This window comes from Curtobacterium sp. YR515, from assembly GCF_900113095.1.
GTDB lineage: Bacteria > Actinomycetota > Actinomycetes > Actinomycetales > Microbacteriaceae > Curtobacterium.
Genome location: NZ_FOOD01000003.1, coordinates 564,668 through 591,509, shown reverse-complemented (window position 1 = coordinate 591,509; position 26,842 = coordinate 564,668). Strand labels below are relative to the sequence as shown.

At 72.9% G+C, this 26,842-nt stretch carries 24 protein-coding genes; 8 read left to right on the top strand and 16 right to left on the bottom strand.

Annotated features, from left to right (window positions below; translation table 11 throughout):
* Positions 1 to 8: 8 nt before the first annotated feature.
* Both BM028_RS10960 and BM028_RS10955 read left to right on the top strand, forming a co-directional pair.
* A complete protein-coding gene (locus BM028_RS10960) occupies positions 9 to 1,064 on the top strand; it encodes a lysylphosphatidylglycerol synthase transmembrane domain-containing protein (RefSeq protein ID WP_083295289.1) in 1,056 nt (351 codons plus the stop codon).
* A 57-nt stretch (positions 1,065 to 1,121) separates the two neighbouring features.
* Positions 1,122 to 2,264 carry a glycosyltransferase family 4 protein gene (locus BM028_RS10955; protein WP_071303777.1) on the top strand — a complete coding sequence of 381 codons (1,143 nt, stop codon included), beginning with the start codon at positions 1,122 to 1,124 and terminating at the stop codon, positions 2,262 to 2,264.
* Between the two features lie 31 nt (positions 2,265 to 2,295).
* Here the strand turns inward: BM028_RS10955 and purE are convergent, their stop codons facing one another.
* The 4 genes from purE to BM028_RS10935 form a co-directional block, all read right to left on the bottom strand.
* Positions 2,296 to 2,808, bottom strand: coding sequence for a 5-(carboxyamino)imidazole ribonucleotide mutase (purE, locus tag BM028_RS10950; RefSeq protein WP_071295772.1), 513 nt, complete (start codon positions 2,806 to 2,808; stop codon positions 2,296 to 2,298).
* A gap of 9 nt (positions 2,809 to 2,817) precedes the next feature.
* Positions 2,818 to 3,930, bottom strand: a complete 1,113-nt coding sequence (locus tag BM028_RS10945) for a glycosyltransferase family protein (RefSeq protein ID WP_139219805.1) — start codon at positions 3,928 to 3,930, stop codon at positions 2,818 to 2,820.
* A 28-nt stretch (positions 3,931 to 3,958) separates the two neighbouring features.
* Entirely contained in the window at positions 3,959 to 5,323 is a 1,365-nt protein-coding gene (locus BM028_RS10940; protein ID WP_175496050.1) for a glycoside hydrolase family 6 protein, read from the bottom strand.
* 147 nt (positions 5,324 to 5,470) lie between these two features.
* Positions 5,471 to 6,607, bottom strand: a complete 1,137-nt coding sequence (locus tag BM028_RS10935) for a 5-(carboxyamino)imidazole ribonucleotide synthase (protein WP_092386483.1) — start codon at positions 6,605 to 6,607, stop codon at positions 5,471 to 5,473.
* A 153-nt stretch (positions 6,608 to 6,760) separates the two neighbouring features.
* Between BM028_RS10935 and BM028_RS10930 the strand changes: the two genes are divergently transcribed.
* Together BM028_RS10930 and BM028_RS10925 are read left to right on the top strand one after the other, a co-directional pair.
* Complete coding sequence (locus tag BM028_RS10930; RefSeq protein ID WP_254789528.1) at positions 6,761 to 7,243, top strand: GtrA family protein; 483 nt, start codon at positions 6,761 to 6,763, stop codon at positions 7,241 to 7,243.
* A 52-nt stretch (positions 7,244 to 7,295) separates the two neighbouring features.
* Positions 7,296 to 8,843 (top strand): DUF2142 domain-containing protein, encoded by a 1,548-nt coding sequence (locus BM028_RS10925; RefSeq protein ID WP_092386481.1) that lies wholly within the window; start codon positions 7,296 to 7,298, stop codon positions 8,841 to 8,843.
* On the opposite strand, the gene BM028_RS10920 is transcribed toward BM028_RS10925, so the two are convergent.
* From BM028_RS10920 to BM028_RS10905, 4 genes are all read right to left on the bottom strand, one after another.
* Positions 8,824 to 10,701 (bottom strand): glycosyltransferase family protein, encoded by a 1,878-nt coding sequence (locus tag BM028_RS10920; RefSeq protein ID WP_092386479.1) that lies wholly within the window; start codon positions 10,699 to 10,701, stop codon positions 8,824 to 8,826. The two genes, BM028_RS10925 and BM028_RS10920, sit on opposite strands and share 20 nt — an antisense overlap.
* 20 nt (positions 10,702 to 10,721) lie before the next feature.
* On the bottom strand, positions 10,722 to 12,029 hold the full coding sequence (locus BM028_RS10915) for a UDP-glucose dehydrogenase family protein (RefSeq protein ID WP_070418458.1): 1,308 nt from the start codon (positions 12,027 to 12,029) through the stop codon (positions 10,722 to 10,724).
* Positions 12,030 to 12,091: 62 nt separating this feature from the next.
* Positions 12,092 to 12,640 (bottom strand): PH domain-containing protein, encoded by a 549-nt coding sequence (locus BM028_RS10910; protein ID WP_092386477.1) that lies wholly within the window; start codon positions 12,638 to 12,640, stop codon positions 12,092 to 12,094.
* Between the two features lie 4 nt (positions 12,641 to 12,644).
* The gene (locus BM028_RS10905) at positions 12,645 to 13,445 is read right to left on the bottom strand and encodes a biotin--[acetyl-CoA-carboxylase] ligase (RefSeq protein ID WP_092386475.1); all 801 of its coding nucleotides are present in this window, start codon (positions 13,443 to 13,445) and stop codon (positions 12,645 to 12,647) included.
* A 73-nt stretch (positions 13,446 to 13,518) separates the two neighbouring features.
* On the opposite strand from BM028_RS10905, the gene BM028_RS10900 reads away from it, so the two are divergent.
* Together BM028_RS10900 and BM028_RS10895 are read left to right on the top strand one after the other, a co-directional pair.
* On the top strand, positions 13,519 to 15,114 hold the full coding sequence (locus tag BM028_RS10900) for an acyl-CoA carboxylase subunit beta (protein WP_070418456.1): 1,596 nt from the start codon (positions 13,519 to 13,521) through the stop codon (positions 15,112 to 15,114).
* A gap of 13 nt (positions 15,115 to 15,127) precedes the next feature.
* Positions 15,128 to 15,394, top strand: coding sequence for an acyl-CoA carboxylase subunit epsilon (locus tag BM028_RS10895; protein WP_083403379.1), 267 nt, complete (start codon positions 15,128 to 15,130; stop codon positions 15,392 to 15,394).
* Between the two features lie 429 nt (positions 15,395 to 15,823).
* On the opposite strand, the gene BM028_RS10890 is transcribed toward BM028_RS10895, so the two are convergent.
* From BM028_RS10890 to BM028_RS10875, 4 genes are all read right to left on the bottom strand, one after another.
* Entirely contained in the window at positions 15,824 to 16,873 is a 1,050-nt protein-coding gene (locus BM028_RS10890) for a hypothetical protein (protein ID WP_070418455.1), read from the bottom strand.
* Complete coding sequence (locus BM028_RS18530) at positions 16,870 to 18,180, bottom strand: sensor histidine kinase (protein ID WP_092386473.1); 1,311 nt, start codon at positions 18,178 to 18,180, stop codon at positions 16,870 to 16,872. The genes BM028_RS10890 and BM028_RS18530 overlap by 4 nt, the downstream gene beginning before the upstream one ends.
* 5 nt (positions 18,181 to 18,185) lie before the next feature.
* Positions 18,186 to 18,950: a response regulator transcription factor gene (locus tag BM028_RS10880; protein WP_374115184.1), complete on the bottom strand. Its 765-nt coding sequence runs from the start codon at positions 18,948 to 18,950 to the stop codon at positions 18,186 to 18,188.
* Between the two features lie 172 nt (positions 18,951 to 19,122).
* A complete protein-coding gene (locus BM028_RS10875; RefSeq protein WP_070418453.1) occupies positions 19,123 to 20,382 on the bottom strand; it encodes a class I SAM-dependent RNA methyltransferase in 1,260 nt (419 codons plus the stop codon).
* A 14-nt stretch (positions 20,383 to 20,396) separates the two neighbouring features.
* Between BM028_RS10875 and BM028_RS10870 the strand changes: the two genes are divergently transcribed.
* Positions 20,397 to 21,206: a Maf family protein gene (locus tag BM028_RS10870; protein ID WP_092386471.1), complete on the top strand. Its 810-nt coding sequence runs from the start codon at positions 20,397 to 20,399 to the stop codon at positions 21,204 to 21,206.
* A 79-nt stretch (positions 21,207 to 21,285) separates the two neighbouring features.
* Complete coding sequence (locus BM028_RS10865; protein ID WP_092386469.1) at positions 21,286 to 23,064, top strand: acetyl/propionyl/methylcrotonyl-CoA carboxylase subunit alpha; 1,779 nt, start codon at positions 21,286 to 21,288, stop codon at positions 23,062 to 23,064.
* A 112-nt stretch (positions 23,065 to 23,176) separates the two neighbouring features.
* Here BM028_RS10865 and BM028_RS10860 read toward each other — a convergent pair whose 3' ends face one another.
* From BM028_RS10860 to BM028_RS10845, 4 genes are all read right to left on the bottom strand, one after another.
* On the bottom strand, positions 23,177 to 23,521 hold the full coding sequence (locus BM028_RS10860) for a hypothetical protein (RefSeq protein ID WP_139219803.1): 345 nt from the start codon (positions 23,519 to 23,521) through the stop codon (positions 23,177 to 23,179).
* Positions 23,518 to 24,111, bottom strand: coding sequence for a hypothetical protein (locus BM028_RS10855; protein WP_092386465.1), 594 nt, complete (start codon positions 24,109 to 24,111; stop codon positions 23,518 to 23,520). The genes BM028_RS10860 and BM028_RS10855 overlap by 4 nt, the downstream gene beginning before the upstream one ends.
* Before the next feature lie 207 nt (positions 24,112 to 24,318).
* Entirely contained in the window at positions 24,319 to 25,983 is a 1,665-nt protein-coding gene (locus tag BM028_RS10850) for a phospho-sugar mutase (RefSeq protein ID WP_092386463.1), read from the bottom strand.
* The gene (locus tag BM028_RS10845; RefSeq protein WP_070418448.1) at positions 25,980 to 26,819 is read right to left on the bottom strand and encodes a purine-nucleoside phosphorylase; all 840 of its coding nucleotides are present in this window, start codon (positions 26,817 to 26,819) and stop codon (positions 25,980 to 25,982) included. The genes BM028_RS10850 and BM028_RS10845 overlap by 4 nt, the downstream gene beginning before the upstream one ends.
* Between the last annotated feature and the right edge of the window lie 23 nt (positions 26,820 to 26,842).

Sequence of the window (26,842 nt, the reverse complement as noted above, 5' to 3'; positions counted from 1 at the left end):
GTCGGTCGATGGACGCACAACAGCCTACGGGGTCGGCCGCAGGGTCACCGGACCCGCTCGACACCTCCTCCGACGTCGCCACGGGCGCGGTGCCGACGACCGGTCGGCGCGCTCGCGTGCTGACCGTCGTGAAGTGGGCTGCAGCGGTCGTGGCCGTCGTGTTCCTGGTGTGGAGCATCGCGAAGCAGTGGGACGACATCGCCCGTGACTTCGTGCGGCTCGACGCCCTCACGGTGGTCGTCGGCATCGTCTTCACCATCGTCGCCCTCGTCGCGAACATGCTGTCCTGGCGCGCGATGATGGCCGCCAGCGGGTACCGGGTGCGCCTGGCCGCGGCGTCCTCGATCTTCTTCGTCGGGCAGCTCGGCAAGTACATCCCCGGCGGTGTGTGGTCGATCGCCGCCCAGGCCGAGCTCGGGCGTGCGCACGGCCTGCAGCGTACCGGCAGCGCGGTCGCGGCGCTGGCCTCGATGCTCGTCAGCATGGTCACGGCCGCGGTCGTCGGGATCGTCGCCGTCCTGCTCGCCTCGTCGACCGGGTTCGCGACCTTCTGGTGGCTCATCCCGGTGATCGTCGTCGGCCTTGTGTGCCTCACCCCGCCCGTGCTCGGTCGGCTCATCGCGATCGCCTTCCGGGTGCTCCGCCGCCCGCCGCAGGACACCACCCTGACCTGGTCCGGCACGGTCATGTCGCTCGTCTGGTCGCTCGTCATGTGGATCGCGTACGGCGTGCAGGCCACGGTCGTGCTCCGGGTCTTCGGCGCCGACTCCCCGACCCTGTTCCCGGTGGCCGTGGGTGCGTACGCCGTCGCCTGGCTCGTCGGCTTCATCGTGGTCATCGCCCCCGCCGGCATCGGCCCCCGCGAGGGCATCCTCGTGCTCCTGCTCGGCAGCGTCGCCGGGGGTTCCGCCCCGCTCGCGCTCGCCGTCATCAGCCGGGTGTTCATGACGATCGGCGACGTCGTGCTCGCCGGTGTCGGGGCCGCCCTCGCCGCCCGGCACCGCCGCGTGACCGCCGCCGCCACACCCCGCTCCGGCGCCCCGGTCCCTCCCCGCGCGGACTGATATGGTCGGCTTCCGGCCGCGCAGTGCGCACCACAGCACCACGAGGAGGCGCACCGCATGACAACACTCCACGTCGTCGTGGACCAGATCGTCGCCCCCGTCCCCGGCGGCATCGGTCGGTACGCCGAAGAACTGACACGGCACCTCATCGCGGGTGCCCCGGAGGGTGCCGACGTCGCCGGGATCGTCTCGGCGGTCGGCAAGGACGAGCTCGCGCACATCCGCACGCTGCTCCCCGGCCTCGGCGACCTCGACCGCCTGGCGCTCCCTCGCCGTGAGCTCTCACTCGCGTGGCAGGGCGGCTTCGTCGGCGGCGTCGGACGCGGCATGGTGCACTCGCCGAGCGTGCTCGCGCCCCTCGTCAAGCACGACCGGTTCAGCGATCCGGGTCGGCAGACGGTGGTCACCGTGCACGACACCGTGCCGTGGACCCACCCCGAGACCCTCACGCCCCGCGGCGTCCACTTCCACCGGGCGATGGTGAAGCGCGCGTGGAAGCACGCCGACGCCGTCGTCGTGCCGACCCACGCGGTCGCGGCGACGCTGAACGGCATCCATCGCTTCGACGAACGGCTCCGGGTCATCGGCGGCGCGCCGAGCGGGCGACTGCGGACCCCCGTCGACGCCGACCTCCGTGCCGAGCGGCTCGGCCTGCCGGAGCGCTACGTGCTCGCGGTCGGCACGCTCGAGCCCCGGAAGGGCCTGCAGTACCTGATCGAGGCGATGGCACACCCGGACGCCCCCGCCGACGTCCCCCTCGTGATCGCCGGCCCGGACGGCTGGGGCGACGTCGACGTGTACGGCACCGCGGAGCGCGCTGGACTGTCCCGCGACCGCGTGAAGGTGCTCGGACGGATCGACGACCAGGACCTCGCCGTGGCGTACGACCGGGCGACGGTGTTCGTGTTCCCGAGCCTCGCCGAGGGGTTCGGGCTCCCCGTGATCGAGGCGATGAGCTTCGGCACGCCGGTCGTGCACTCGGACGACGACGCCGTGCGCGAGGTCGCCTCGGACGCCGGTGTGACGGTCGCCCGCGATCCCCGCGACTCCTACCCCGAACGACTGGCGCAGGCGGTCTACCAGGTCGTCAACGACCCGCTGCTCGCCGGGCAGCTGGCCGTCGCGGGTCCGGACCGGGCGCGCATGTACGACTGGAAGGACTCGGCCGCCGAGACCTGGCAGCTGCACGCCGACCTCTAGCGGTCGGTCCCTGCGGCCGGGGTGCCGCCGACTAGAGCGAGTCGCGCAGGCGCTGCGCCTTCTCCTCGACGAGCTGCTCGAGCCCCTCGGCGTACTCGCCGAGGCGCGCCGCGATCGCGGGGTCGGCCGAGCCGATGATGCGCGCGGCGAGGAGCCCGGCGTTCGCCGCTCCGTTGATCGCCATCGTCGCCACCGGGATGCCGGCGGGCATCTGCACGATCGACAGCAGCGAGTCGAGTCCGTCGAGGCGCGCGAGCTGCACGGGCACGCCGATCACCGGCAGCGTCGTCATCGAGGCCACCATGCCCGGCAGGTGCGCCGCCCCACCGGCGCCGGCGATGACCACGCGGATGCCCCGGGCAGCGGCGCCGCGGGCGAACCGCGTCATCTTGTCGGGGGTGCGGTGGGCGGACACGACGTCGGCCTCGAACGGGATGCCGAGCTCGGTCAGCATGTCCGCCGCGGCGCGCATCGTCGGCCAGTCGGAGTCCGACCCCATGATGATCGAGACGAGCGGCTGGACGGGGGCTGCGGTGTCGGTCACGCGACGAGCCTAGTCGAGCAGGGCGGACCGCCAGGCGTCCCCGTCGTCGCCGATCGTCCGTTCGTCGCGGACCCAGCGGGCGGCCACGGCGTCGGCGGACCCGGAGGCGACGGCGCTCCGGACCGCGTCGCGCCAGGCACCGACGTCGTCCGGCACGGACACGACGCCGTGCCCGCGCGCATCCCGGTAGGACGGCCGGTCGGAGACGACCGCGGGGAGCCCGAGCGCGGTGTACTCGAGCGCCTTGAGGTCGCTCTTCGCCCGGTTGAACTCCTCGTCCCGCAGCGGAGCGACGCCTGCGCGCCAGCGCTGCCGGTGGTCGACGAGCCAGCGGGCGAACGCCGGGTAGTGGCCGTCCGGCACCTCGACGCGGCGGTACCAGCCGGGATCGTCGGCGTCCTCGGTCACGCCGATCACCTCGAGGCGGATCGGCCTGCCGTCGGGTGCGGTCAGGTCGGTGAAGACGTCCCGGAGCAGCTCGAGGTCGGCGCCGTGCGTGAGCGTCCCCATGTAGAGCACCCGGTGCTCGTCGGCGGGGCGAACGTCGTCGGCGGCCGGCTCGCCCGGGGTCCAGATCGTCGGGTCCAGGGCGTTCCGGACCACCACGACCCGGTGCGCGAGCGGCCGCACGAGCGCTGCGAGCTCCTCGGTGCTGACGACCACGAGGTCGGCGCCGCGCACGAGGGCGTCGATCGAGGCCAGCCGGTCCGGGTCGTACTCGGCCCGGGCCAGACGGTCGCGGCCGGAGTCCGTGAAGAAGTCGTCGTCGACCTCGGCGGCGGTCCGGGTCCCCCGCTCGGCGGCAGCGGCCAGGAAGGGTGCCACCAGGTCACGCGGCAGGGCGTCCCGCTGCACGAGGACGGCCCGGTAGTCGGTCGTGTCGGTCCCGTCGACGAACGCGGCGGGGTCGACCTGCCGGACCTCGGCCGCACCGGTGCGCGCGAGGTGCTCGGTGCGCCGGACGACCCGCACGTGCGCCGAGGCGGGGTGCGCCCCACCGCCCCCGGCCACGACGTAGCCGAGGACCGGCAGGCGCACGGGTTCCGTTGCCGGGGCTGACCGCGCCCCGGTCAGGGAGCGACGGAGTCGACGGGCGGCACGGCGGACGAGATCACGCGGCATGCGCCCATCCTCCCGCGATCCGGTGGCGTCAGCGGACCGTGACGGTCGTGCACCCCATCGAGGTGTCCCCACCCCGGCCGATCCCGACCGCCGTCAGGCACACGCTCCGCTTCCCGCTCGACACCGCCACGGTCGCCCGGAACCCGTGGTTCCGCCCGGCCCGGTGCACCCGGTCGACGTCCGGCCGCGAGGCGTCCGCCGTGGCGGTCCCCACCACCTTCCCGCCGACCGTGACGCGCACGGTGACCGGCTTCGTGAGGTCGTCGCGGTCGAACGTCCACCCCGACACCGTCACGCGCCGCTTCGCGGCCGGCGCGACCGAGTCCCGGTGCGCGGTCGGCGCGACGGACGGAGCGGTCCGAGCCGGAGCAGCCGTGGCGACCGGCGTCCCGAGCCGCGCGTTCGCCACGAGGGACTTCGCGAACGCGGACCACCACTTCCCCGCCGCCGGCCCGCCGTTGCACGTGCCGTCGCTCGCACCGGGGGTCTTCACCCAGAGCAGCGCGTCGAGGGCCGAACCGTCCGACACCACCCGCGGTGAGGTGCCGAGCCCGGAGCCGGGACCGTTGCACCAGGTGCCGCGCCAGCCCTGGCCGTTCCGGGAGGTGTCGATCACGTAGTGGGACCCGCCCGTGGCCGCGGAGACCTTCTCGGCGTAGGCCTGCTCCTGCGCGGTCGGGTAGTAGTTCGCGACGTTCGTGAAGAAGCCCCGCGCGCGCTGGACCCCGGCGCTGTTCAGCCGGGACGCCATCACCGCCGGCGGGACCCAGTTCGAGTTCCCCGCGTCGAGGTAGGCCGGCACGCCCGCCGCCGTGAAGGCAGCGACCTCGCGGGCGAGGATGCGGTACCGCTGGGCGTCGAGGGTCTCGCTGCACGCGCTGTTGCTGAGCATCGCGAGGGAGTCCGGCTCGACGATCACGGCCGCCCGGTGCCCGGCGACCCGGGCGACGATCTGGTCGACCCACGCGTCGTACGTCGCCTCGTCGAAGCCGCCGGCGGAGTACCCGCCGCAGTCACGCTGCGGGATGGCGTAGGTCACGAAGACCGCGGTCGTGCCGGTGCGCTCGGCACCCGCGATCGCGGCGTCGATCGTCCGCGTCAGGGTCGCCCCCTGCGTCCAGTCCCCGAGCCAGATCGCGACCGGGTACTGCGCGATGGTCTTCGCTGCGGCCGCGCCGCTCGGGTCGCTCGTCGCGAGGGCGGTCGCCTGCTTCGCCGCCTCGCTCGTGTCGGAACGGTAGGGACCGGAGGCGTAGAGGGACGACGCAGCGGCCGCACGGATCGTGGCGGCGCTCGTCGCCGCGACGGCGGTGGTCGGCGTGAGCGCTCCCGCGGCGAGCGCCACGAAGGCGCTCACCGCTCCCGTGGTGGCGAGCACACTGGCGCGGCGCATGACGTACTCCCTGTGGACGGTGGACCCTGTCCCGTCCATGGGAGCACGCCGACGCGCGGGGGTACACACGCCAGATCGGGTGCCACCCGAGCGGGTGTCCGCCCTTCTGCGGACCGTCCGAGCGCACCGTCCGCGCGGACCGCGGCCTCAGTCGTCGAAGTGGGCCGCTGCGGACCGGGCGCGGTACGTGACGTCGTCGAGGTCGTCGCCGATGACGGTCACGTGCCCGATCTTGCGACCCGGCCGGGGAGCCTTGCCGTAGAAGTGGTACTTGGCCTCGGGGAACGCCTCGAGCGCGCCCGGGTACCGCGCCGCGAGGTCGCCGTCCGCCGGACCGCCGAGCACGTTGATCATGACCGCGGCCGGGGCGAACGACCCGGTGGCACCGAGCGGCAGGTCGAGCACGGCACGCAGGTGCTGCTCGAACTGGCTCGTCGTGGCGCCGTCGATCGTCCAGTGACCGGTGTTGTGCGGGCGCATGGCGAGCTCGTTGATGAGGATGCGCTCGTCGTCGGTCTGGAACAGCTCCACCGCGAGCACACCCGTGACACCGAGCTCCGTCGCGATCCGCACGGCGATGTCCTCGGCCATGTCGGCGATGCGTCCGGCGCTGTCGGGGGCGGGGGCGAAGACCTCGGCGCAGACGCCGTCGCGCTGCACGGTCTCGACGAGCGGCCAGGCGACGACCTCGCCGGAGGGGCGTCGGGCGACGGACTGGGCGAGCTCTCGGGTGAACGGCACGAGTTCCTCGACGAGGAGCGCCTGCTGGCCGCCTGCCTCGGCGACGGCGATGAACCAGTCGGCGACGTCGGCCGGGTCGGTGACCACCCGGACGCCCTTGCCGTCGTACCCGCCACGGGCGGTCTTCACGACGGCACGTCCACCGTGGTCGTCGAGGAACGCCTGCAGCTCGTCGGGGTCGTGCACGGCGGCCCAGTCCGGCACCGGCAGCCCGAGCTCGGACAGGCGCGTGCGCATGGTGATCTTGTCCTGCGCGACGGCGAGCGGCTCCGGGCCGGGGTGCACGGCGACGCCGGCGTCGACGAGGGCACGGAGGACGTCCTGCGGCACGTGCTCGTGGTCGAAGGTGACGACGTCGACGTCCCGCGCGAAGGCGAGCACGGTCGCGGCGTCGTGGTAGTCCCCCTCGGCGGTGGCCGCGATGGCCGCCGACATGCCCGGGCCCTCGGCCAGCACCCGGATGTCGAGACCGAGCTCGACCGCGGCCGGCACCATCATCCGTGCCAGCTGTCCCCCACCGATGACCCCGACGCGCAACGCCATGCTGTGTGTTCCTTCCGTCGTTCACACCGTCCGGCGAGAACGCGCTGTCTAGAATCGCTGTTCGGGTCGCCGTCCTGTGCGACCTGCGGGTCGGCCCTCGTGAGCACGACCAGCGACAACTCTACGGACCCGGGAGAGACCGTGCGGCGACTGGTGGCCCAACTGGCACGCTTCGGCGTCGTCGGCGCGGTGGGGTTCGTCGTCGACACCGGCATCTTCAACGTGCTGCGGGCGACGGTGCTCAGCCCGGACGAGGTCCACTCCGGGCCGTTCTGGGCGAAGGTCGTCTCGACGATCGTGGCCATCTTCGTCAACTGGATGGGCAACCGCTACTGGACCTTCCGCGAGCAGCGGCGGGCGGTGGCCACGCGTGAGGGCATCGAGTTCGTCGTCGTGTCGCTCGGCGGCATGGTCATCTCGCTCGGCTGCCTGGGCATCTCGCACTACGTGCTCGGGCTGACCTCGGCGTTGGCGGACAACATCTCGGGCAACGTGATCGGACTCGTGCTCGGCACGGTGTTCCGCTTCTGGCTCTACAAGGTGTGGGTGTACCACCCCGAGCGCGGACACGACCGGGCCGTACCCGCCGCCGAGACGACTGGTTCCACCGCCGGTTCCGAGGTCGTGGGCCAGTAGGCTCGACGCGCCACCGACACGGGTGGCGTCGCCGACCCCGGGAGTCCGCCCGATGCAGTCCGAACCGCACCCCGTCGTCTCGCGGAGCGAGGGGCTGTGGGTCGCCGTCCTGACGGCGGTGTTCGGGCTCTGGCTGGTGCTCTGGGCGATCGTCGTGCCGGCGTTCCAGGCACCGGACGAACCCGCGCACCTCGACGCCGCCGTGCACGTCGCCACCGGGTCCGGTTGGCCGGCACCGGGGACGTTGCACGTGTCGAACGCCGTGCAGGCCGCGCAACGGGAACAGGTCGCCGGGGACTCCTCGACGTGGTCGACCGTGAGCGAGCTGCTCGCGGCGCACCCCGGCGACTCCACCACGGTCGACCAGATGACGCAGCACCCGCCGACGGCCTACGTGGTGGACGCCGTCGTGCTCCGCGTGCTGCACTACGGCTCGCTCCGCTGGGACCACGCCCTCGTCGCGCTCCGGCTCGTGGACGCGCTGCTCGTGACGCCGCTCGCGCTCCTCGCGTGGGCTTCGGTCCGGCGGGTCACCCGGTCGCCGCGGGCGGGCCTGATGGGCGCACTCGCGCTGTTCGCGACGCCGCAGCTGGCGTCGATCGGGGCCTCCGTGACGAACGACGCCCTGACCTTCCTGCTCGGCGGCGTCGTGGTGTGGCTCGCGACGCGGCTCCTCACCGGGGACCTGCGGCGCCGGACGCTCGTCGGGCTCGGGGTCGCGCTCGGGCTGCTCGTCTGGACGAAGGGCACGGGGCTGCCGGCGGTGCCGTTCGTCGCGGTCGTGGCCCTCGTTGCCGGTGCGGGTGTCGTCCCGTTCCGCCGTCGCGTCCTCCGCGCCGCCGTCGCCCTCGGCGTGGCCGCGGTGATCGGCGCCTGGTGGTGGCTGCGCAACCTCTGGCTGTTCCGCACCCTGCAGCCGGACGGCTACGCCGCGATCCGACCCGACCGCCCGTTCCCCGACGACCAGGGGCCATCGGTGTGGCACTTCCTCGACGTCAGCTGGGGCACCCTCGCGCGGACCTTCTGGGGCTCCCCGGGGCAGCGCGCGCAGGTGAGCATCGGCGACCTCCTCACGGCGGTCCTGACGCTCGTCGCGCTCGTCGTGCTCGTCGGCTGGGCGTTCCGCCGTGGCCGGACCCGGCGCACCGCCTGGACACTCGCGGTGTTCCCCGCGCTCCTGCTGCTCCTGCAGACCGCGAGCAGCGCGAAGGCCTACCTCGACACGACCGAGGTCGCGGGTACGCAGGGCCGCTACCTGTTCCCGGCGCTGCTCTGCCTCGTCGTGCTGAGCGCCGTGGCGTGGCGGCGGCTGCCCCTGCCCGGGCGCGGGACGGCCGTGCTGCCCCGGGTGCTGGCCGTGGTGCTCCCGGCCATCGGGCTCTGGGGCCTCGCGGTCGCCGCCGGGTGGTTCTGGAACGCCGCGACCGGACCGCTCTCGGCCGCGAGCATCGCCCGCTACGAGTCGTGGGGTCCGGTGCCGTTCGCCGTGGTCGCCGTCGTCGCGGTGCTCGTCGCGGTCGGGCTGACCGGCGGCGTGCTGCGGGTGTGGGTCACCCCGACCCGCAGCACGCCGACCGAGGTCAGCTCCCCGACACCTTGACGACGTCGACCCGGCAGGCCTGGACCGGCGCGGACCGGATGTCCTGGCACGTCTGCTGGACGGTGAAGCTGTCCTCGAGCGTGCCGATCGCCGAGTAGTCCCGGTCCTTCGGGATGAGGGCGTTCGTGTAGTTCAGGAAGTACTGCACGCCCGACTTCTTGAGCAGTGCGACGAACGACGGGTCCTGGTAGTCGTACTCCTGACCCGGTTCGCCGTACATCTGCGTGCCGGTGCGGAACGCGACGAGCGTGGCGTCCCGGGTGTTCGTCCCGAGGATCGTGCTGCCGGCGGGCAGCGTGTGGTTGGCCAGCAGCAGGTCCGAGAGCGGTTCGTCCGGGGTGATGACCCCGCCGAACACCTGCCCGACGGGGATGCCCGACGGGCGCGTGCCCATCGTCGAGAAGGGCGCCTTCACGCCGTTGACGTTCTGGCTGTACGCAGCGACCACCAGGACGGCACACGCGGCCACGGCGACGACCTGCCGCACACGACGTCCCCGACGAGCCGCCCGCCAGAACGCGGGCAGGAGTGCCCCGGCGATCAGGACCGACCCGATGAAGAGCGGGAGGTAGTAGCGCGCGTTGCCGCCCTGCGTGTCCACCGTCGCGATCCCCGCGTAGCCGAGCAGGTACACCCCGGAGAAGATGCCGACGATGCTCGCGAAGACGAACCGGCGGTAGTGCACGACGCCCGCCACGACCGCGCCGACGAAGACGACGCCGATCGCGAGCGCGAACGGTGCGAACGACCCGATGCGGTTGAAGTAGTACGGCAACGCCTCGAGCCGCTGCTCGACGTAGTACCGCACCTTGCCGACGAGGGTCGTGGTGTGGCTCTCGGTCGGAGCGGCCTCGGCACCCGGCTGCGGCACCGCTGGAAGCGTGCGCTCGGCCTCGAGGATCCCGGCGTCGTAGATCGACGGCGTCCGGTCCTCGTTCGGCGACACCGCGCGGGCGTTCGGCGGCGTCGCGATGCGGTACTCGTCGCCGTCGGTGCTCGACGTGTCGCTGAACTTGCCGGAGACGTTCACGGTCAGCGACGAGCCGACCTCGATGCCGCCGAACTTCACCGACAGGGCGATGACCCACGGCGCGGAGACGAGGACCACGGCGACGAGGGCGACGACGGGCAGCAGGACGGACCGGCGCTCGCGGGCCTCGGGGCGGTCCTGGAACCAGCGGACGACCGCCCACACCGGCACCACCACGAGGAAGACCGGGACGAGGAACGCCTTCGTGAAGTACCCGAACGCGCACACGGCGCCGAGCAGCACCGCGGTGAGCACGATCCGTCGCACCGAGCCGTGCCAGGCGCGGTCGGCAGCGAGCAGGGCCCAGAGGAACCCGAGGCACCACACGAGCACGAGGGTGTCCGGGGTCTGCAGGCTGACGTTCGCCATCAGGAGCGGGGCCGTCGCGGCGATCGACCACGCGGCGGTCCAGCCGTTGCCGGTCGTCCGGAGCAGCAGCCACGCCCCCATCGCCATCACGGCGACGCAGGACAGCGTGTTCACGATCGCGAAGGCCGTGGTCTGCCCGACGCCGACGGCGATGAACGGCGCCATCAGCCAGGACACCATCGGCGACCAGTAGCCGTTCACGGCGTCCGCCCAGTGCCACTCGGCGTACTGCTTCGCGATCGACATGTACGAGATGCCGTCGATGTTCGTCATCTCGAGCCGCGTGCGGAACGCGATCACGGCGACGAGCAGTGAGGCGACGAGGAGCAGTGCACCGTTCGCGAGCAGGGACACCCGCGACGGGCGCCGTCCCTCGTGGAAGGCCCCGAAGCGGCGTCGGTGCTCCACGGGAGCGTCGACGACCGGGTCCTCGGTCGTCACGGCGTCGTCGATCGTCATGCTGCTCCCCCGCGCGGTGTTCAGCGGCCCATGCCGCGGTAGGTGAAGCCGGCAGCCGTCCAGGCGTCGCGGTCGAGGCAGTTGCGCCCGTCGATCACGACGGGCGTCGCCACGAGCGAGGCGGCCACGGCCGGGTCGAGCTCGCGGAACTCGGTCCACTCGGTGAGGACGAGCACGAGGTCGGCGTCACGCAGGGCATCGGTCGCGCTCTCGGTGTAGTCGAGCTCGGGGTGCACGCGGCGCGCCGTGACGACGGCTTCCGGGTCGTACGCGGCGACCGAGGCACCGAGGCCCAGCAGCCGGGCGGCGATGTCGAGTGCCGGCGAGTCACGGACGTCGTCGGAGTTCGGCTTGAAGGCCAGGCCGAGCACAGCCACGCGCTTGCCCGCGACGGCCCCGCCGAGGAGCTCCTGCGCGAGCTCGACGACGTGCGCGCGGCGACGGAGGTTCGTGGCGTCGACGTCGGCCAGGAAGGCCAGGGACTCTCCGACGCCGAGCTCGTCCGCCCGCGCCTGGAACGCCCGGATGTCCTTCGGCAGGCAGCCGCCACCGAAGCCGAGGCCGGCGTTGAGGAACTTGCGGCCGATGCGGGCGTCGTGGCCGATCGCGTCGGCGAGCGCCGTGACGTCGGCACCGGCGACCTCGGCGATCTCCGCCATCGAGTTGATGAACGAGATCTTCGTCGCGAGGAACGCGTTGGCGCTGATCTTCACGAGCTCGGCCGTGGGCAGGTTGACCACGAGCCGGGGCGTGCCGCTCGCGAGGGCCTCGGCGTAGACCTCGTCGAGGGCCTCGACCGCGGCCTGTCCGGCGTCGCCGTCGGGCACGCCGTAGACGAAGCGGTCCGGGCTGATCGTGTCCTGCACCGCGAAGCCCTCGCGGAGGAACTCGGGGTTCCAGACGAGCGTCGCACCGGGGACCGCCTCGGACACCTCGGCGGCGAGGCGCGCGGCCGTGCCGACGGGGACCGTCGACTTGCCGACGACGAACTCGCCGGCGGCGAGGTGCGGCGTGAGCGCGGCGACGGCGGCGTCGACGTAGGTGAGGTCCGCGGCGCCGGTCGGCCCCTGCGGCGTGCCGACGGCGAGGAAGTGCACGCGCGCACCGGCGACCTCGGCCATGTCGGTGGTGAAGCGGATGCGGCCGGAGGCCAGCGCCTCGCTCAGGATCTCGGGGAGACCGGGCTCGAAGAAGGGAGCCTCACCCGCGGCGAGCCGCTCGATCTTGACCGGGTCGACGTCGACTGCGACGACTTCGTGCCCGAGCTTGGCCATGGAGGCGGCGTGCACGGCACCGAGGTAACCGCAGCCGATGACAGAGATACGCACGGGAAGACGGTACCGGAACCTCGGCGCAGTTCTCGTCCGCACCGCCCGCTGTCGAGACATCGTCAGGGTCTGACGTCGCCCCATCGCGGTCGATCCGCCCCGCCGACGATCTCGTCCCAGTCGGGTTCGCGGTGCCGTCGCCGGGCCTCGTGCGCCTCGACGAGGTCGTGCAGGACCGCCACGACGAGGTCCGCGTGCGGCACGTCGCCGAGCACCAGGGCCGGCTCGTCACCGGGGAACACGAGGACGTCGCCGGACCGGAAGACCCCCTGCAGGCCGCGGCGACGCACCGTCACGTCGTAGCCCCGCGAGTGCAGGAGCTCCCGCCGGGTGCGCGTGCCGAGTCCGTGCACCACGACGAGGCGCCTGGTGGTCACCACGTAGCGCTCCGACATCCAGCGGAACAGCGGCATCGCACCGCCGAGGAACACGAGGATCACCACGAGACCGGCGACGACGGCGTTCAGCCAGGCGAGCTGTGCCCGGAACACCCCGAAGCCGAACCCGCCGGCGAGCATGACGAGCACCACGAACACCGCGGGGCGCACGAGCCGGCGAGCGTGCGGGCGCAGCCGCGCGACCACGCGTTCGGGCGGCGGCTCGTCGGTCATGCCGTCATGCATACCGCAGGTGGGTGACGTCCCCCACGGCGACGCCCCTGGAGACGCCCGCTCGATCCCGGATCGTGATCCGGCCGTCGTCGTCGATGCCGGTCGCGTCCCCCTCCGAGGTGGTGCCGTCCGGCAGCTCGAGGCGCACCCGCTGCCCGATCGTGCCGCAGGCCGACCGGACGTGGGACCGGACCCCGTCCGCGGCCGCACCGCCGGCGACCAGGGCGACCACGGCCTCCTGGACCGCGCGGAGGAACGCGGACAGCACACGGTCGGCGAGGTCCGGTGCCGAGCCCGTCGCGCCGGCGACCGCGAGCGAGGTCGCCGTCGGCGTCGGCAGCCGGTCGGCGGGGATGGTCAGGTTCACGCCGGCGCCGACGACGACGCTGCCGTCGGCGGCGACCTGGCAGAGGATGCCGCAGACCTTGCGGCCGTCGATCTGGACGTCGTTGGGCCACTTCACCGCGACACGCTCCGGACCGTGCAGCACGGCGACGATCGCGTCGCGCATCGCGGCGCCGGCGACGAGCGGCAGCCATCCGCGGTCGCGGTCGTCGAGGTCCGCGCGGACGAGCACGCTCGCCGCGAGCGTCTGGCCGGCGGGCGCCGACCAGGTCCGGTCGAGGCGGCCGCGACCCGCGGTCTGGTCGAGCGTCGCCACGACGCTGCCGTGCGGCTGCGTCGTCGCGAGGGCGAGCAGGTCGGCGTTCGTCGACCCGGTCGTCACCGGCTCGGTGAGCACCGCGCCCTCGGCCTCGACGACGGTTCGGCTCAGCGGGAACGTCGACGACGCAGGTGTGGACATGCAGCAAATCTACGGGCAGGAACCGTGGGGGTCCTCCAACCGACCCCGCCGTCGCCGCCGGTAGGGTGAGCGGGTGACCCCAGGAGACACCCCCGATCTCTCGACGACGGCCGGCCGGCTCGCCGACCTCCGCGAGCGGTACCACGAAGCAGTGACCGCCGCGGGCGAGGCCGCCATCGCGAAGCAGCACGCCAAGGGCAAGACCACGGCGCGCGAACGCATCGAGCAGCTGCTCGACGAGAACTCCTTCGTGGAGCTCGACGAGTTCGTCCGCCACCGCACCCACGCCTTCGGCATGGAGTCGAAGCGGCCCTACGGCGACGCGGTCGTCACCGGCTTCGGCACCATCCACGGCCGCAACGTCGCCGTGTACGCGCAGGACTTCACCGTCTTCGGCGGCTCCCTCGGCGAGGTCGCCGGCGAGAAGATCATCAAGGTGATGGAGCACGCGCTGAAGACCGGCGTGCCGATCATCGGCATCCTCGACTCCGGCGGCGCCCGCATCCAGGAAGGCGTCGTCGCCCTCGGCAAGTACGGCGAGATCTTCCGCCTCAACACCCAGGCCTCCGGCGTCATCCCGCAGATCTCGATCGTGATGGGCCCGGCAGCGGGCGGTGCGGTGTACTCCCCCGCCCTCACCGACTTCGTGATCATGGTCGACAAGACCAGCCACATGTTCGTCACCGGCCCCGACGTCATCAAGACCGTCACCGGCGAGGACGTCGGCTTCGAGGAGCTCGGCGGCGCGCAGACGCACAACGCGATCTCCGGCGTCGCGCACTACCTCGCCGAGGACGAGTCCGACGCGCTCGACTACGCCCGCTCGCTCATCGGCTTCCTGCCGGACAACAACCTGTCCGACGCGCCGGCCTACGACGTCGCGCCCGAACTCGAGACGACCGACGCCGACCGCGAGCTCGACGTCGTCATCCCGGACTCCACGAACCAGCCGTACGACGTGACGACGATCATCGAGCACATCGTCGACGACGGCGAGTTCCTCGAGGTCCAGCCGCTCTTCGCGCCGAACATCCTCATCGGCTTCGGTCGGGTCGAGGGCCGCACGGTCGGCATCATCGCGAACCAGCCGCAGGCGATGGCCGGCACGCTGAACATCGACGCCGGCGAGAAGGCCGCGCGCTTCGTCCGGTTCTGCGACGCGTTCGGCATCCCGATCCTCACCCTCGTCGACGTGCCCGGCTACCTGCCCGGCACCGACCAGGAGTGGACCGGTGTCATCCGCCGCGGCGCCAAGCTCCTGTACGCCTACGCCGAGGCCACCGTGCCGCTCGTCACCGTCATCACCCGCAAGGCGTACGGCGGCGCGTACATCGTCATGGGCTCGAAGCAGCTCGGTGCCGACATCAACCTCGCGTGGCCGACCGCCGAGATCGCCGTGATGGGTGGCCAGGGCGCCGTCAACATCCTGTACCGCGCCGAGATCAAGCGCGCCGAGGAGTCCGGCGAGGACGTCGCGGCCGTCCGCGCGAAGCTCGCGAACGAGTACACGTACAACGTCGCGTCCCCGTACCTCGCCGCCGAGCGCGGCGAGCTCGACGGGATCATCCAGCCGCACGCGACGCGCGTCTCGGTCGTCAAGGCGCTGCGGGCCCTCCGTGGCAAGCGCGCGACGCTGCCGCCCAAGAAGCACGGGAACATCCCGCTGTGACGGGCGCACGCTGATGGGCCGCCATGCAGCCGTGGTCCCCGCGGTCCCCGTCGACCAGGCGGTCGCGGCGGCCGCCGACGTCCGTGTCGTCTCCGGCGAGCCCACGCCGGAGGAGCTCGCCGCCGTCATCGCCGTCCTCCAGCGTCAGGCGGACGAGGCAGCGTCGCTCGGCCGTCCCGAGGTCACCGTGTCGCCGCGCTCGGGGTGGGACGTGTCCGCCCGGGGACTCCGTCGGCCGCTCGAGCACGGTGCCGGCGCCTGGAGCCGATCGCTCCGCTGAGCCGCTCCGAGGGCTTGCGCGTGCCGCACGGTGCGGGCGACCATGTACCCCTGGGTACCGGGCGGTCTCGGCGCCCCGACCGCGGGATTCCCGGTCGGTCTCCCCGCAGACGGGGGACAGCAGGGGCCGAGGGCGGCGGAAATGGCCGATTTTGTCCCCCATAATGACGACTGACAGAGCGTTCGGCTGCGGGCATAGTAGTTCGTGTTCGGTGTCCTTCAACGAAGAACATCGCAGGTCGGTGGCCGACTAGGGTACGAAGCCACCTACCAGCTACGAGTCAGGGCGATATTCGGGTTGTCGCTCAGACTCGGGTCGTGAACGGGCCGGTCGGTATCCGACCGGCCCGTTCCCCGTTTCCGGGCGCTGTCGTCGTTTCCGGGCGCTGTCGTCCACGCGGGCGCCGACGACGTTCGGTGTCGGTCCGCCTCAGACGGTCTCGTGCCGCGGGATCTCGAGCCACACGACGACGGACTCGTCCTCGTCGCCGTCCTCGTCGTCCATCCCCGCCCCGAGCGCCGCCGACTCGCTCGCCGCGAGGTCGAGCCGCAGCCCCACGACGGTCACGGCGGACTCGGACCCCTCGGGGACGGTCCGGATGATCACGTTGTCGGCCTCCCGCGCCTGGCGCAGGGCCTCGGCGATGCGAGCGTGCACGCGGCGCAGGTCGTCGATCTCGAGGTCGTCGAGACCGCCGTCGTCGTGCAGCTGCACCGTGGCGCCACGACGACGGAGGCGCATGACCTCGTCGCGGACGTCCTCCGAGAGCAGCGACCGGCCCCGGATCTCGTCGCGGATGGCCTGTTCGAGGTGCAGGCACTCGGCACGCTCCGCGTCGTCCAGGTCACCGCCGGTCTCGATGATCCGCTGGAGCATCGGCAGCGCCATGCGCGTCGTCTGGCTGAGCCGGAACTGCCGCTCGAAGACGTGGGCGTCCTGCGCCGCCTGCCAGTCGGCGGTCTCCTGCTCGGCGCGGACGAAGTCGCGGGTGACACGGGTGGCCCGACTCATCGCGGCCGTGAGGCCGGTGGCGATCACCACCCACACCACACTGCCGAGCACGCCGAGCGAGCCGAGCGCCCCGAGTCCGGCCCACGCGACGGCGTGCACGGTGAGGAACCCGACACCGACCCAGGCGAACGCGACGCGCGCGCGCACGACGAGGACGACCATCAGCGTGCCGACCGCGGCGATCCACCACGTGCCGTTCCCCGGGCCGGCGGTCAGGTCGACCGTGGGCGAGGCGACGACGGGCAGCACCACGGCCGTCGCGAGCGCGAAGCACGTCGCCCAGACCGGCAGCGGCCGACCGGGCACGAACACCGCCACACCGGTCGCCGCAGCGTAGAGGACCATGCACGCGACGACCGGCCCGATCTGGGCGGCTCCGGGGAGCGTCGTCGCCGCGAGGACGAGGTGGTACACGGAGAAGAGCGTCGCGAGCCCGATCGCGACCCCGGCCGGGAGTGAGGCCTTCACCGGTGCTCCCCCGCTGCCGGCGCCCAGTCGAGGAGCACACGGGTGCCCGCCCCCGGCGCGGTGACGATCTCGGCGGTGCCCCCGGCGGCGACCACCCGCTCCACGATCGAACGGCGGACGCCGAGTCGTTCGGCGGGGATCCCCGCGATGTCGAAGCCGGCACCGTCGTCCCCGACCTCGACGTGGACGCCGGCGCCGCGCTGCTCGACGACGATCCACCGGTCGACCTCGGCCGGACCGGCGTGCTGCACGCTGTTCACCGCTGCCTGGACGGCCGCCGAGGCGACGGCGTCCGCGACGATCGCGGGCACCCGGATCGACCCGACGTGCCCACGGTCGACCCGCACCGGCGCCGCGAGCGCACCGACGGCGTCGGAGATGCGGGTCCGCAGGTCGACGAGGGAGACCGGGGGTGCGTCCCCTGGGCTGTCCGCCGCCGCTGCCTCGAGGTGGTCGATGGCGTTCCGGGCCATCCGCGCGGCGAGCATCTCGGCGTCGCGGGTGTCGGCCCGGGCGGCGGAGAGGAGCGTCGTGAGCACGCTGTCGTGGACGATCGCGTCGACCTGGACCCGCTCGACCTCGGTGGCGTGCTCGCGGATCGCGTGCGAGTACCGCCGGACGGCCGTGGCCTGGGCTGCGTCGACGGCTGCTGCTGCACGGCGGAGCACGATCACGATGATGAGGGCGGCCCCGCTGAGGATCGCCGTGTAGAAGCCGTTGAGCAACGCCCCGACACCCGCGTCGCCGCCCAGCGGGGTGAACCGGATGGCCACGTACACGGCCGGCACGAGCGCGGTGTAGACGGACGCCCGCCACGGGGCGAAGCCCATCGCGGCCGCGGTCGACCCCACGGTGCAGAGCCACCAGGGCCACGGTGCCTGGTCGGACGGGATCGGCTCCTGCACGGTCAACGGCCAGGTGACGAGTGCCACGAGGAACACCAGGGCGCACACGATCTGCGCGATCTGCGCCAGGCGCCTCGCGAAGACGGACGCCGCGACGAAGAGGAACGACGCGGCGAGCGCCAACGCGACGACCGGACCCCACACCGGGTCGAGGTACGGCAGCTGCGACAGCACCGCGGGCACGGTCGTCGCGCCGAAGCCGAGTGCGGCCACGGCGAGGAGGATCGCGAACGCGCGCTCGACGGACGCCTGGGTGATGGACGCGCGGACGCTCCGCGCGGGATCGGCCCCGAACGGCGCGGGTTCGATCCGCCCGACCGCGGTCCGGGCGGCCGCAGCCCCGGCCCCGGCCCCGGCCCCGGCCCCGGCCCCGGCCCCGGGTGCAGCGTCAGCCGCCGTCATGCTGCTCAGCGGCCGTCGCCGTCGGGGTCGATGCCCGAGTCGAGCCCCGGCAGGATGCCGTCCTCGACCGCACGACGGAGGAGGTCGACCTTCGTCGGTGCCGGCCGACCGACCTCGACGTACTTCACACGGATGCGGTCGAGGTACTCGCGGGCGGTGGAGTACCCGATGCCGAGCTGCTGCGCGGCGAGCTTGAGCGGCAGGCCCGAGGCGTAGAGGTGCAGGATCTCGCGCTCGCGGCGTCCGAGCTGCGCCTTCGCGAAGTCCCGGTCGGCGTCGATCGCGCTGGCCCACTCGAGGTTGTTGAGCACGTCCCCGCGGGCGACGGTGGCGACGGCGGCCATCACGGTCTTCGTCGCCGAGGACTTCGGGATGACGCCGGCCGCCCCTGCGGCCAGTGCCTCGCGGACGTTCGCGACGCGGTCGGCGATCGAGTGCACGAGCACGGCGGAACCGGTGCCCTGCACACCCTTCACGTTCGCGGTCACGGTCGAGCCGTCGCCGAGGGACAGGTCGAGGACGACGACGTCGACCTCACGCCCGCCGAGGTTCTCGATGTACTCGGGCACGCTCGCGGCGGTCAGCACCACCTCGAACCCCTCGTTCTGGCAGGCTGCCTGGATCCCGAGCCGCACGGACTCGTGGTCGTCGACGATCGCGACACGGACGGGCTTGGTCGCCAGTCCGGTCGTTCCGGTTGTGGTCGTGTCTGTTGCCACGGTGGCCTCTCTGGTCGATGCGCTCCCCGGCCCCTGAAACCGGTTCGCCATCAACGACCAAGGATACCCAGGTCGGACTCAGGCAGCGGCGCGACGCGGTCGTGACACGGCCGGTCGTCGTGCGCTCGGACACGCGTCGCGCAAATCGGCCAGGTCGGCGCGGCGCCCGCGCGACCGCCGTCGAGCGCGCGGCCGCCGCCCTGGAGGCGACCCGCGATCGACGTCAGGCGACGGGCACCAGGCGCGCCACGGCCTCGAGGTGGTGGGTGTGCGGGAAGAGGTCGAAGGCGCGCAGTGCCTCCAGGCGGTACCCGAGGTCCGCGAACGTCGCGACGTCGCGCGCCAACGCGACCGGGTCGCAGGCGACGTAGACGACCTGCGCCGGCTGGAGGGCCGCGATCTGCACGACGACCTCGCGCCCGGCACCCGAGCGCGGCGGGTCGAGCACGATCGTCCCGGCGCGGTGCCGCTGCCGCTCGCCGGCGGACAGGGTCGAGACGGTGCGCTGCAGCCAGCGGTCGACGCGGCCGGTCTCGGCGCGGGCGCCGATCCACTCGGACAGGTTCTCCTGCGCGTGCTCGGTGGCGCGCTCCGAGCTCTCGACGCTGGTGAGCTTGGCGCGCGGCCCGACGAGGTCGCCGAGCGCGGCGCCGAGCAGGCCGACACCGCCGTAGAGGTCGAGGTGCTGCCCCTCGGGGTCGAGCCGGTCGCGGTCGACGAGGTCCTGCACGGCCGCGGTCAGCACGGCCGGAGCCGCACGGTGGACCTGCCAGAAGCCGTTGTCGTCGACCGAGAACGAACGCTCCCCCACGACCTCGGTCACGACGGTCGGCTTCTGCTCGTCGATCACGAGTCGCGCGCCCTCGGAGCCGCTCGGCGCGAGGACGTCGACGACGGACGCGCCGGGCATCGCGCCGCGGCCGAGCGGTGCGCTCTCCTGCACGACCCGGCTCGCGAGCGGGAGGGACGCGACGGGCACGACGGTGTGCGACCGGGCCGCGAAGGGGCCGGCGGTGCCGTCCTCGTCGACGTGCAGGCGGACGCGGGTGCGCCAGCCGGTGCCGTTCGACTCGTCGTCGCCGGGGGCTGCCTCGACCACGACGTCGTGGCCGAGCACGGCAGCGAGGTCCGTGCGGGCGAAGCGCGCGAAGGAGTCGACGAGGACGTCGTGCTTCAGCGTGCGCTGGTGGCCGAGGGCGATGTGCCCGAACTCGGCACCGCCGGCGCGGACGGCCGGGTCGCGGTCGAGGGCGGCCTCGGGCCAGACGTGGTCGACGCGGTGCTCGCTCGGCGTCTCGACCGACACGGTGTCGGCACGCCAGAACGACTTCTTCCGGTCCTCGGTCACGCGGGCGGTCACCCGTTCGCCGGGGATCGCGTCCGACACGAAGACCACCCGCCCCTCGTGCCGTGCCACCGAGATACCGCCGTGGGCGATCCCGGTGACGTCGAGGTCGAGCAGCGTTCCGACGGATTCACCCATGGTTCGATGTTCCCATGCGTCTGTACCTCGCGAGTACCTCCCCCGCCCGCCGCGCCCTCCTCGCCCAGACCGGGATCGAGCCGGTGCTCGTCGCGCCGGGGGTCGACGAGGACGCCGCGGTCGCCGCGGCCGCCACGTCGCTCGGCCGCGACCTGACCGGACCGGAGCTGGTGGCGATGCTCGCGGTCGCCAAGGCCTCGGCCGTCGCGGACGCCCCCGTCGACGGCTCCCCGGTCGACGGCTTCGTGTTCGGCGGGGACTCCGCGTTCGAGGTCGACGGCGTGCTGTACGGCAAGCCCCACGACCCGGAGGTCGCGCGGGAGCGGTGGCGGCAGATGCTCGCCGCCGGCGGCGGCACGCTCTGGAGCGGGCACTGCGTCGTGGACCGGCGCCAGGCCGCGGACGCACCCGACGCCCTGGACGCACCCGATCCGGGGCCTGGAGGCGCGGGTCGGGCCGGCACCGTGCCTCCCGTCCGTACCGTGGACGCGTCGGGCGGCGGGCCGCTCGGCGCTGCTGCCTTCGTCGCAGGCGTCGCGCCCGGCGGGTCGGCGATGGTCGCCGACGGCGACCAGGTGGTGGCGGTCGACAGCGCCGTGCTCACCTTCGCCGACGACATGTCGCCCGCGGAGATCGACGCGTACGTCGCCACCGGCGAACCGCTCGAGGTCGCCGGGGCGTTCACCATCGACGGTCGGGCCGCCGCGTACATCACCCGGATCGACGGCGCACCGTCCGCCGTGGTCGGGCTCTCGCTCCCGGTGCTGCGCGCGATGCTGCTGCGGGGGTTCGGCATCGCGTGGCACGACCTCTGGGCACTGTAGACATCCACACTTCTTCGCGCCGGTTCTTTGTGGGTGCCAGTCAATTCGCGCCCCTGCCGCACGAATACGCTGACTTACCATGCCCCGTATCAGCAAGGTCCTCATCGCGAACCGCGGCGAGATCGCCGTCCGCATCATCCGCGCGGCCCGCGACGCAGGCAAGGCATCGGTCGCGGTCTACGCCGACCAGGACCGTGACGCCCTCCACGCACGCCTCGCCGACGAGGCCTACGCGCTGAACGGCACCACGAGCGCCGACACCTACCTCGTCATCGACAAGATCATCTCGGTCGCCCGACGCTCCGGCGCCGACGCCGTGCACCCGGGTTACGGGTTCCTCGCCGAGAACGCCGACTTCGCCCGCGCCGTCATCGACGCCGGGCTGACCTGGATCGGCCCCTCGCCGGAGTCGATCGAGCGCCTCGGCGACAAGGTCTCTGCGCGGCACGTGGCCGAGAAGGTCGGTGCGCCGCTCGCGCCCGGCACGATCGAGCCCGTGCAGGACGTCTCCGAGGTCTTCGACTTCGTCGACCAGGTCGGGCTGCCCGTCGCGATCAAGGCGGCGTTCGGTGGTGGCGGCCGTGGTCTCAAGGTCGTCCGCTCGCGCGACCAGGTGGAAGAGCTCTTCGAGTCGGCGACGCGCGAGGCCATCGCGGCGTTCGGCCGCGGCGAGTGCTTCGTCGAGAAGTACCTCGACAAGCCGCGCCACGTCGAGACGCAGTGCCTCGCCGACGAGCACGGCAACGTCGTCATCGTCTCGACGCGCGACTGCTCGCTGCAGCGTCGGCACCAGAAGCTCGTCGAGGAGGCGCCCGCGCCGTACCTGACGGCTTCGCAGGAGGATCGGCTGTACGAGTCGTCGAAGGCGATCCTGCGCGAGGTCGGCTACGTCGGTGCCGGCACGTGCGAGTTCCTCATCGGCGCCGACGGCACCGTCTCGTTCCTCGAGGTGAACACCCGCCTGCAGGTCGAACACTGCGTCTCCGAAGAGGTCACCGGCATCGACCTCGTCCGCGAGCAGTTCCGCATCGCCGAGGGCGGCGTGCTCGACTACTCCGACCCGGTCGCGCGGGGGCACTCGTTCGAGTTCCGCATCAACGGCGAGGACCCGGGTCGCAACTTCTTCCCGGCGCCGGGCCCCGTGCACGCGTTCCATGCGCCGTCCGGCCCCGGTGTCCGCGTCGACTCGGGCGTCGTCTCCGGCGACGTCGTCTCCGGCTCGTTCGACTCGATGCTCGCGAAGCTCATCGTCACCGGTGCCACGCGCGCCGAGGCGCTCGAGCGGTCGCGTCGTGCCCTCGCCGAGTTCGAGGTCACCGGCCTGCCGACCGTGCTGCCGTTCCACCGTGCGGTCGTGTCGGACCCGGCGTTCGCGACGCCCGACGAGACCCCGTTCAGCATCTACACGCAGTGGATCGAGACCGATTTCGTCAACGAGATCCCGGCGTGGAGCGGCTCCCCCGAGGAGCTCCCCGCACCGGCAGCCCGCGAGAGCGTGGTCGTCGAGGTGCAGGGCAAGCGCATCGAGGTCACCATGCCGTCGATCGTCGCCGGTGGCGCCGCCGGTGCTGCCGGTCGTCGTCCGGCCGGGCCGTCCGCTCCGCCGAAGCGCCGGTCGTCCGGGGTCCGTGGCGGCCTGGCGTCGTCCGGCTCCGTGACGTCCCCGATGCAGGCCACCGTGGTGAAGCTCGCGGTCGCCGAGGGTGACACCGTGGTGAAGGGCGACCTGCTCGTCGTGCTCGAGGCCATGAAGATGGAGCAGCCCGTCGCTGCCCCGCGTGACGGCGTCGTCACGGGGCTGAACGCCCCCGTCGGCCAGACGATCTCGTCCGGCCACGTGCTGCTCGAGCTCGCGTAGGCGGCTGCGCCGCGCGCGGCGCGCCGCGCGCCGCTTCGAACCACGAATCCGACATCGAACCACCGCGCCTGGTCGGTTCGATGTCGGATTCGTGGTTCCACGCGGGGGCCGCTCACCATGCGGGCGTCGTTCGGACGCCCCGCCGGACCGGGAGACCTGCCGCCGCCAGCATCGCCGGGAACGCGCCGCCGGGCACGACGTCACGCCAGATCGGCCGGATGACGCGGCGTACGTCGTCCAGCGCTCGCAGCCGATCTTCCCGCACCTTCTCCGCGATGACGACTTCTTCGACGGAGCGGCCGTTGCGCATCCCGACGTCCCGGTACTTCACGAGACCGTCGAACTCGACGATCACGCCCTGGTCCGGGAACCAGAAGTCGACCCTGCCGATGACACCGCGGTCGTCGCGGAACTCGTGCTGTTGGACCGGCGCCGGACACCCGACGTCGCGCATCACGAGCAGAGCGACGCTCTCCCCCGCCGACTCCGAGGCGCCCGCCGCCAACTCCAGCACCGAAGTGCGCGTCGCCCTGCGCGAACCGTGCCGCGTGCCGCCAACTCGTCCTCGATCGCGTCGTGCTGCACGCCACGTCGGAGCGCCGCGTCCGCCACCGCGAGTGCTCGGCCGCGGTCGTACCGCAGCGCGATGTCCACGACCGTGTCCACCAAGGTCGTGACGGGCAGACCGCCGACGACGACCGGTGCCACGTGTCGTCCGGCCGCAGCGGCCTTGTCCGCGAACCTCGTGCGCTGCGCGGTCCGACGCACTGGATCGAGCACGGTCACGCGTTCCGGCACCGGCTGGATCCACGGCAGTCCGTGCGCGACCGCGGCGGAGGCATGCGACACGACGGCACGAGGCGTGACGGAGTGCACCGCCGCCGCACGCGCGAGGTGCTGCTCCCAAGCGGTCGCGCGCTCCCAGTCCTCGCGGTGGACGAAGGCGCCGTGGCCGACGCGGATCAACTGCCCGTCGCGCAACGCTCGCTGCTGCGCGCGGGCCGCGGCCGGGTCGGGGTGCACGGGGACGACGACGGGGACCACCATCGTCCGAGCCTGTCCGGGCTCGGGTCGCTTCCCGTGCCCGACGCTCGATCTGTGGAGAAATCACGTGCTCACAACTCGCACGCACGCAAACGTCGAACCACGTTTCCGACGTCGAACCAGCGGCACGAGCTGGTTCGATGTCGGAAACGTGGTTCGACGCGCGGTGAGCCGCCAGAGCCGCCAACGCCGCCGCCGGCGCGGCCGCGCCTACGACACCAGGGGGCGGATGTCGGCGGCGAGGGCGTCGACGAGCGACTGCGCTTCGGCGGGGGTCGCCGCGACGGTGTCGATGTAGACCTTCACCTTCGGCTCGGTCCCGCTCGGCCGGACGATCACGCGGGCGTCACCCGTCAGGTCGTAGCGGAGGATGTCCGACGGCGGGAAGCCCTCGACACCACCGGCGTAGTCCGTCACCGACAGCACCGACAGCCCGCCGAGCGTCGTCGGCGGCGTCGACCGCAGGGACGCCATGATCGAACCGATGCGGGAGAGGTCGTCGACCCGGGTCGCCACCTGCCCGGACGCGAACGCCCCGAACTCGGCCGCGAAGGCGTCGAGCTGCCCGGCGATCGACGACCCCTGGGCGGCCAGGTCCGCGGCGAGGGACAGCAGGGACAGCGCCGCCGAGATGCCGTCCTTGTCGCGGATGACCTCCGGGTCGACCAGGTAGCCGAGCGCTTCCTCGTACCCGAACAGCAGCCCGGGGACGCGGGAGACCCACTTGAAGCCGGTGAGGGTGTCGCGGTACTCCAGCCCGTGCCGCGCCGCGACCCGTGCGAGCGCCGGCGAGGACACGATCGACGCCGCGAGGGTTCCCTCCACACCGTCGTCGGACGCCCGGGCGGCAGCGCGCCACCCGAGGAGCCAGCCGACCTCGTTGCCCGAGAGCCTGCGGAAGGAACCGTCGCCGTCCGGGATCGCCAGCGCCAGCCGATCGGCGTCCGGGTCGTTCGCGATGACGAGGTCCGCACCGACAGCGACCCCGCGGGCGATCGACAGGTCCATCGCCCCCGGTTCCTCGGGGTTCGGGAACGACACCGTCGGGAACGCCCCGTCCGGCTCGATCTGCTCGGGCACGGTCACCGGCACGGCGAACCCGGCCGCCTCGAACACCGCGCGGGCGGTCTCCCACCCGACGCCGTGCATGGCCGTGTAGACGACCTTCGGCTGCGCGTCCGGAGCGAGCCCGGGCGCTGCCACCGTCGCCGCGGTGGCGGACACGTAGGCGTCGAGCAGCTCGGACGTGGCGACGGTGTGGTCGGTGGCACGGGGCAGGTCCGCGATCGAACCCGCGGCGACGGCGTCGATCGCGGCGGCGATGTCGGCGTCGACGGGCGGGACGATCTGCGACCCCTCGTCGTCCTCGCCGAGGTAGACCTTGTAGCCGTTGTCCCGCGGCGGGTTGTGGCTCGCGGTCACCATCACCCCGGCACCGACGTCGAGGTGCCGCACGGCGAACGCCAGCACGGGCGTGGGGAGCGCCGACGGCAGCAGGGTGACCTCGAGCCCGAGGCCGCGCATGACCTCGGCGGAGTCGCGGGCGAAGACGTCCGAGTTCACCCGACCGTCGTACCCGATGACGACGCTGCGTCGACGCCCGGTGTCGATGAGGAAGCGCGCGAGTCCCGCGGCGGCCTGGGTCACGACGACCCGGTTCATCCGGAGCGGTCCGTACCCGAGTTCGGCGCGGAGGCCGGCGGTGCCGAACGCCAGGCGCCCGGCGAACCGCGCGGCGAGGTCCTGCACGGCTGGACCGTCGCCGGTCGCCGCCGCGTCGATCGCCGCATCGATCGAGGAACGGGTCTCGGGGTCCGGGTCCTGCGCGCTCCAGGCACGAGCAGCAGCGAGCACGCCGTCGACGTCGAGCTTCACGACGCGGAGCCCAGCGCGGTCACCACGCGGGCGAGCAGGTCGGCGATCACCGGCTCGGCCTCGCGCCCGGCCTCGAGCACCTCGGCGTGGGACAGCGGCGTCTTCTGGATGCCGGCGGCGAGGTTCGTGATGAGCGAGAAGCCGAGGACCTCCATGCCGGCCTGCCGCGCCGCGATGGCCTCGAGCGCGGTGGACATGCCGACGATGTGGCCGCCGATGGTCTTCGCCATCTGGACCTCAGCCGGCGTCTCGTAGTGCGGACCGCGGAACTGGGTGTAGACACCCTCGTCGAGCGAGGGGTCCACGCCGCGAGCGACCGAGCGGAGCCGCGCCGAGTACAGGTCGGTGAGGTCGACGAACGTGGCGCCCTCGAGCGGGCTGTCCGCGGTGAGGTTGATGTGGTCGCTGATGAGGACGGGCGTGCCGGGCGTCCAGTGCTCCTTGATGCCCCCGGCACCGTTCGTCAGGACCATGATCGAGGCGCCGGTCGCCGCCGCGGTCCGGACGCTGTGCACGACCCGACGGACCCCGTGGCCCTCGTAGTAGTGCGTGCGCGCCCCGATGACGAGCGCGTGCCGGCCGTCGGCGAGACGGATCGAGCGGACCGTACCGGAGTGTCCGGGGACGGCCGAGGCGCTGAAGCCGGGGACCTCGGACGCGGGGATCTCGGACACGGTCTCGCCGATGAGGTCCGCGGCCTTCCCCCACCCGGACCCGAGGGTCAGGGCGATGTCGTGGCGCTCGATGCCGGACTTCGAGGCGATGACCTCGGCGGCGTCACGCGCGACCTCGAACGGGTCGGCGGCGGGGTCGTTCAGCGGGTTCTCCGTGCTCATGCCCCAACTCTAGAGGCCACGGA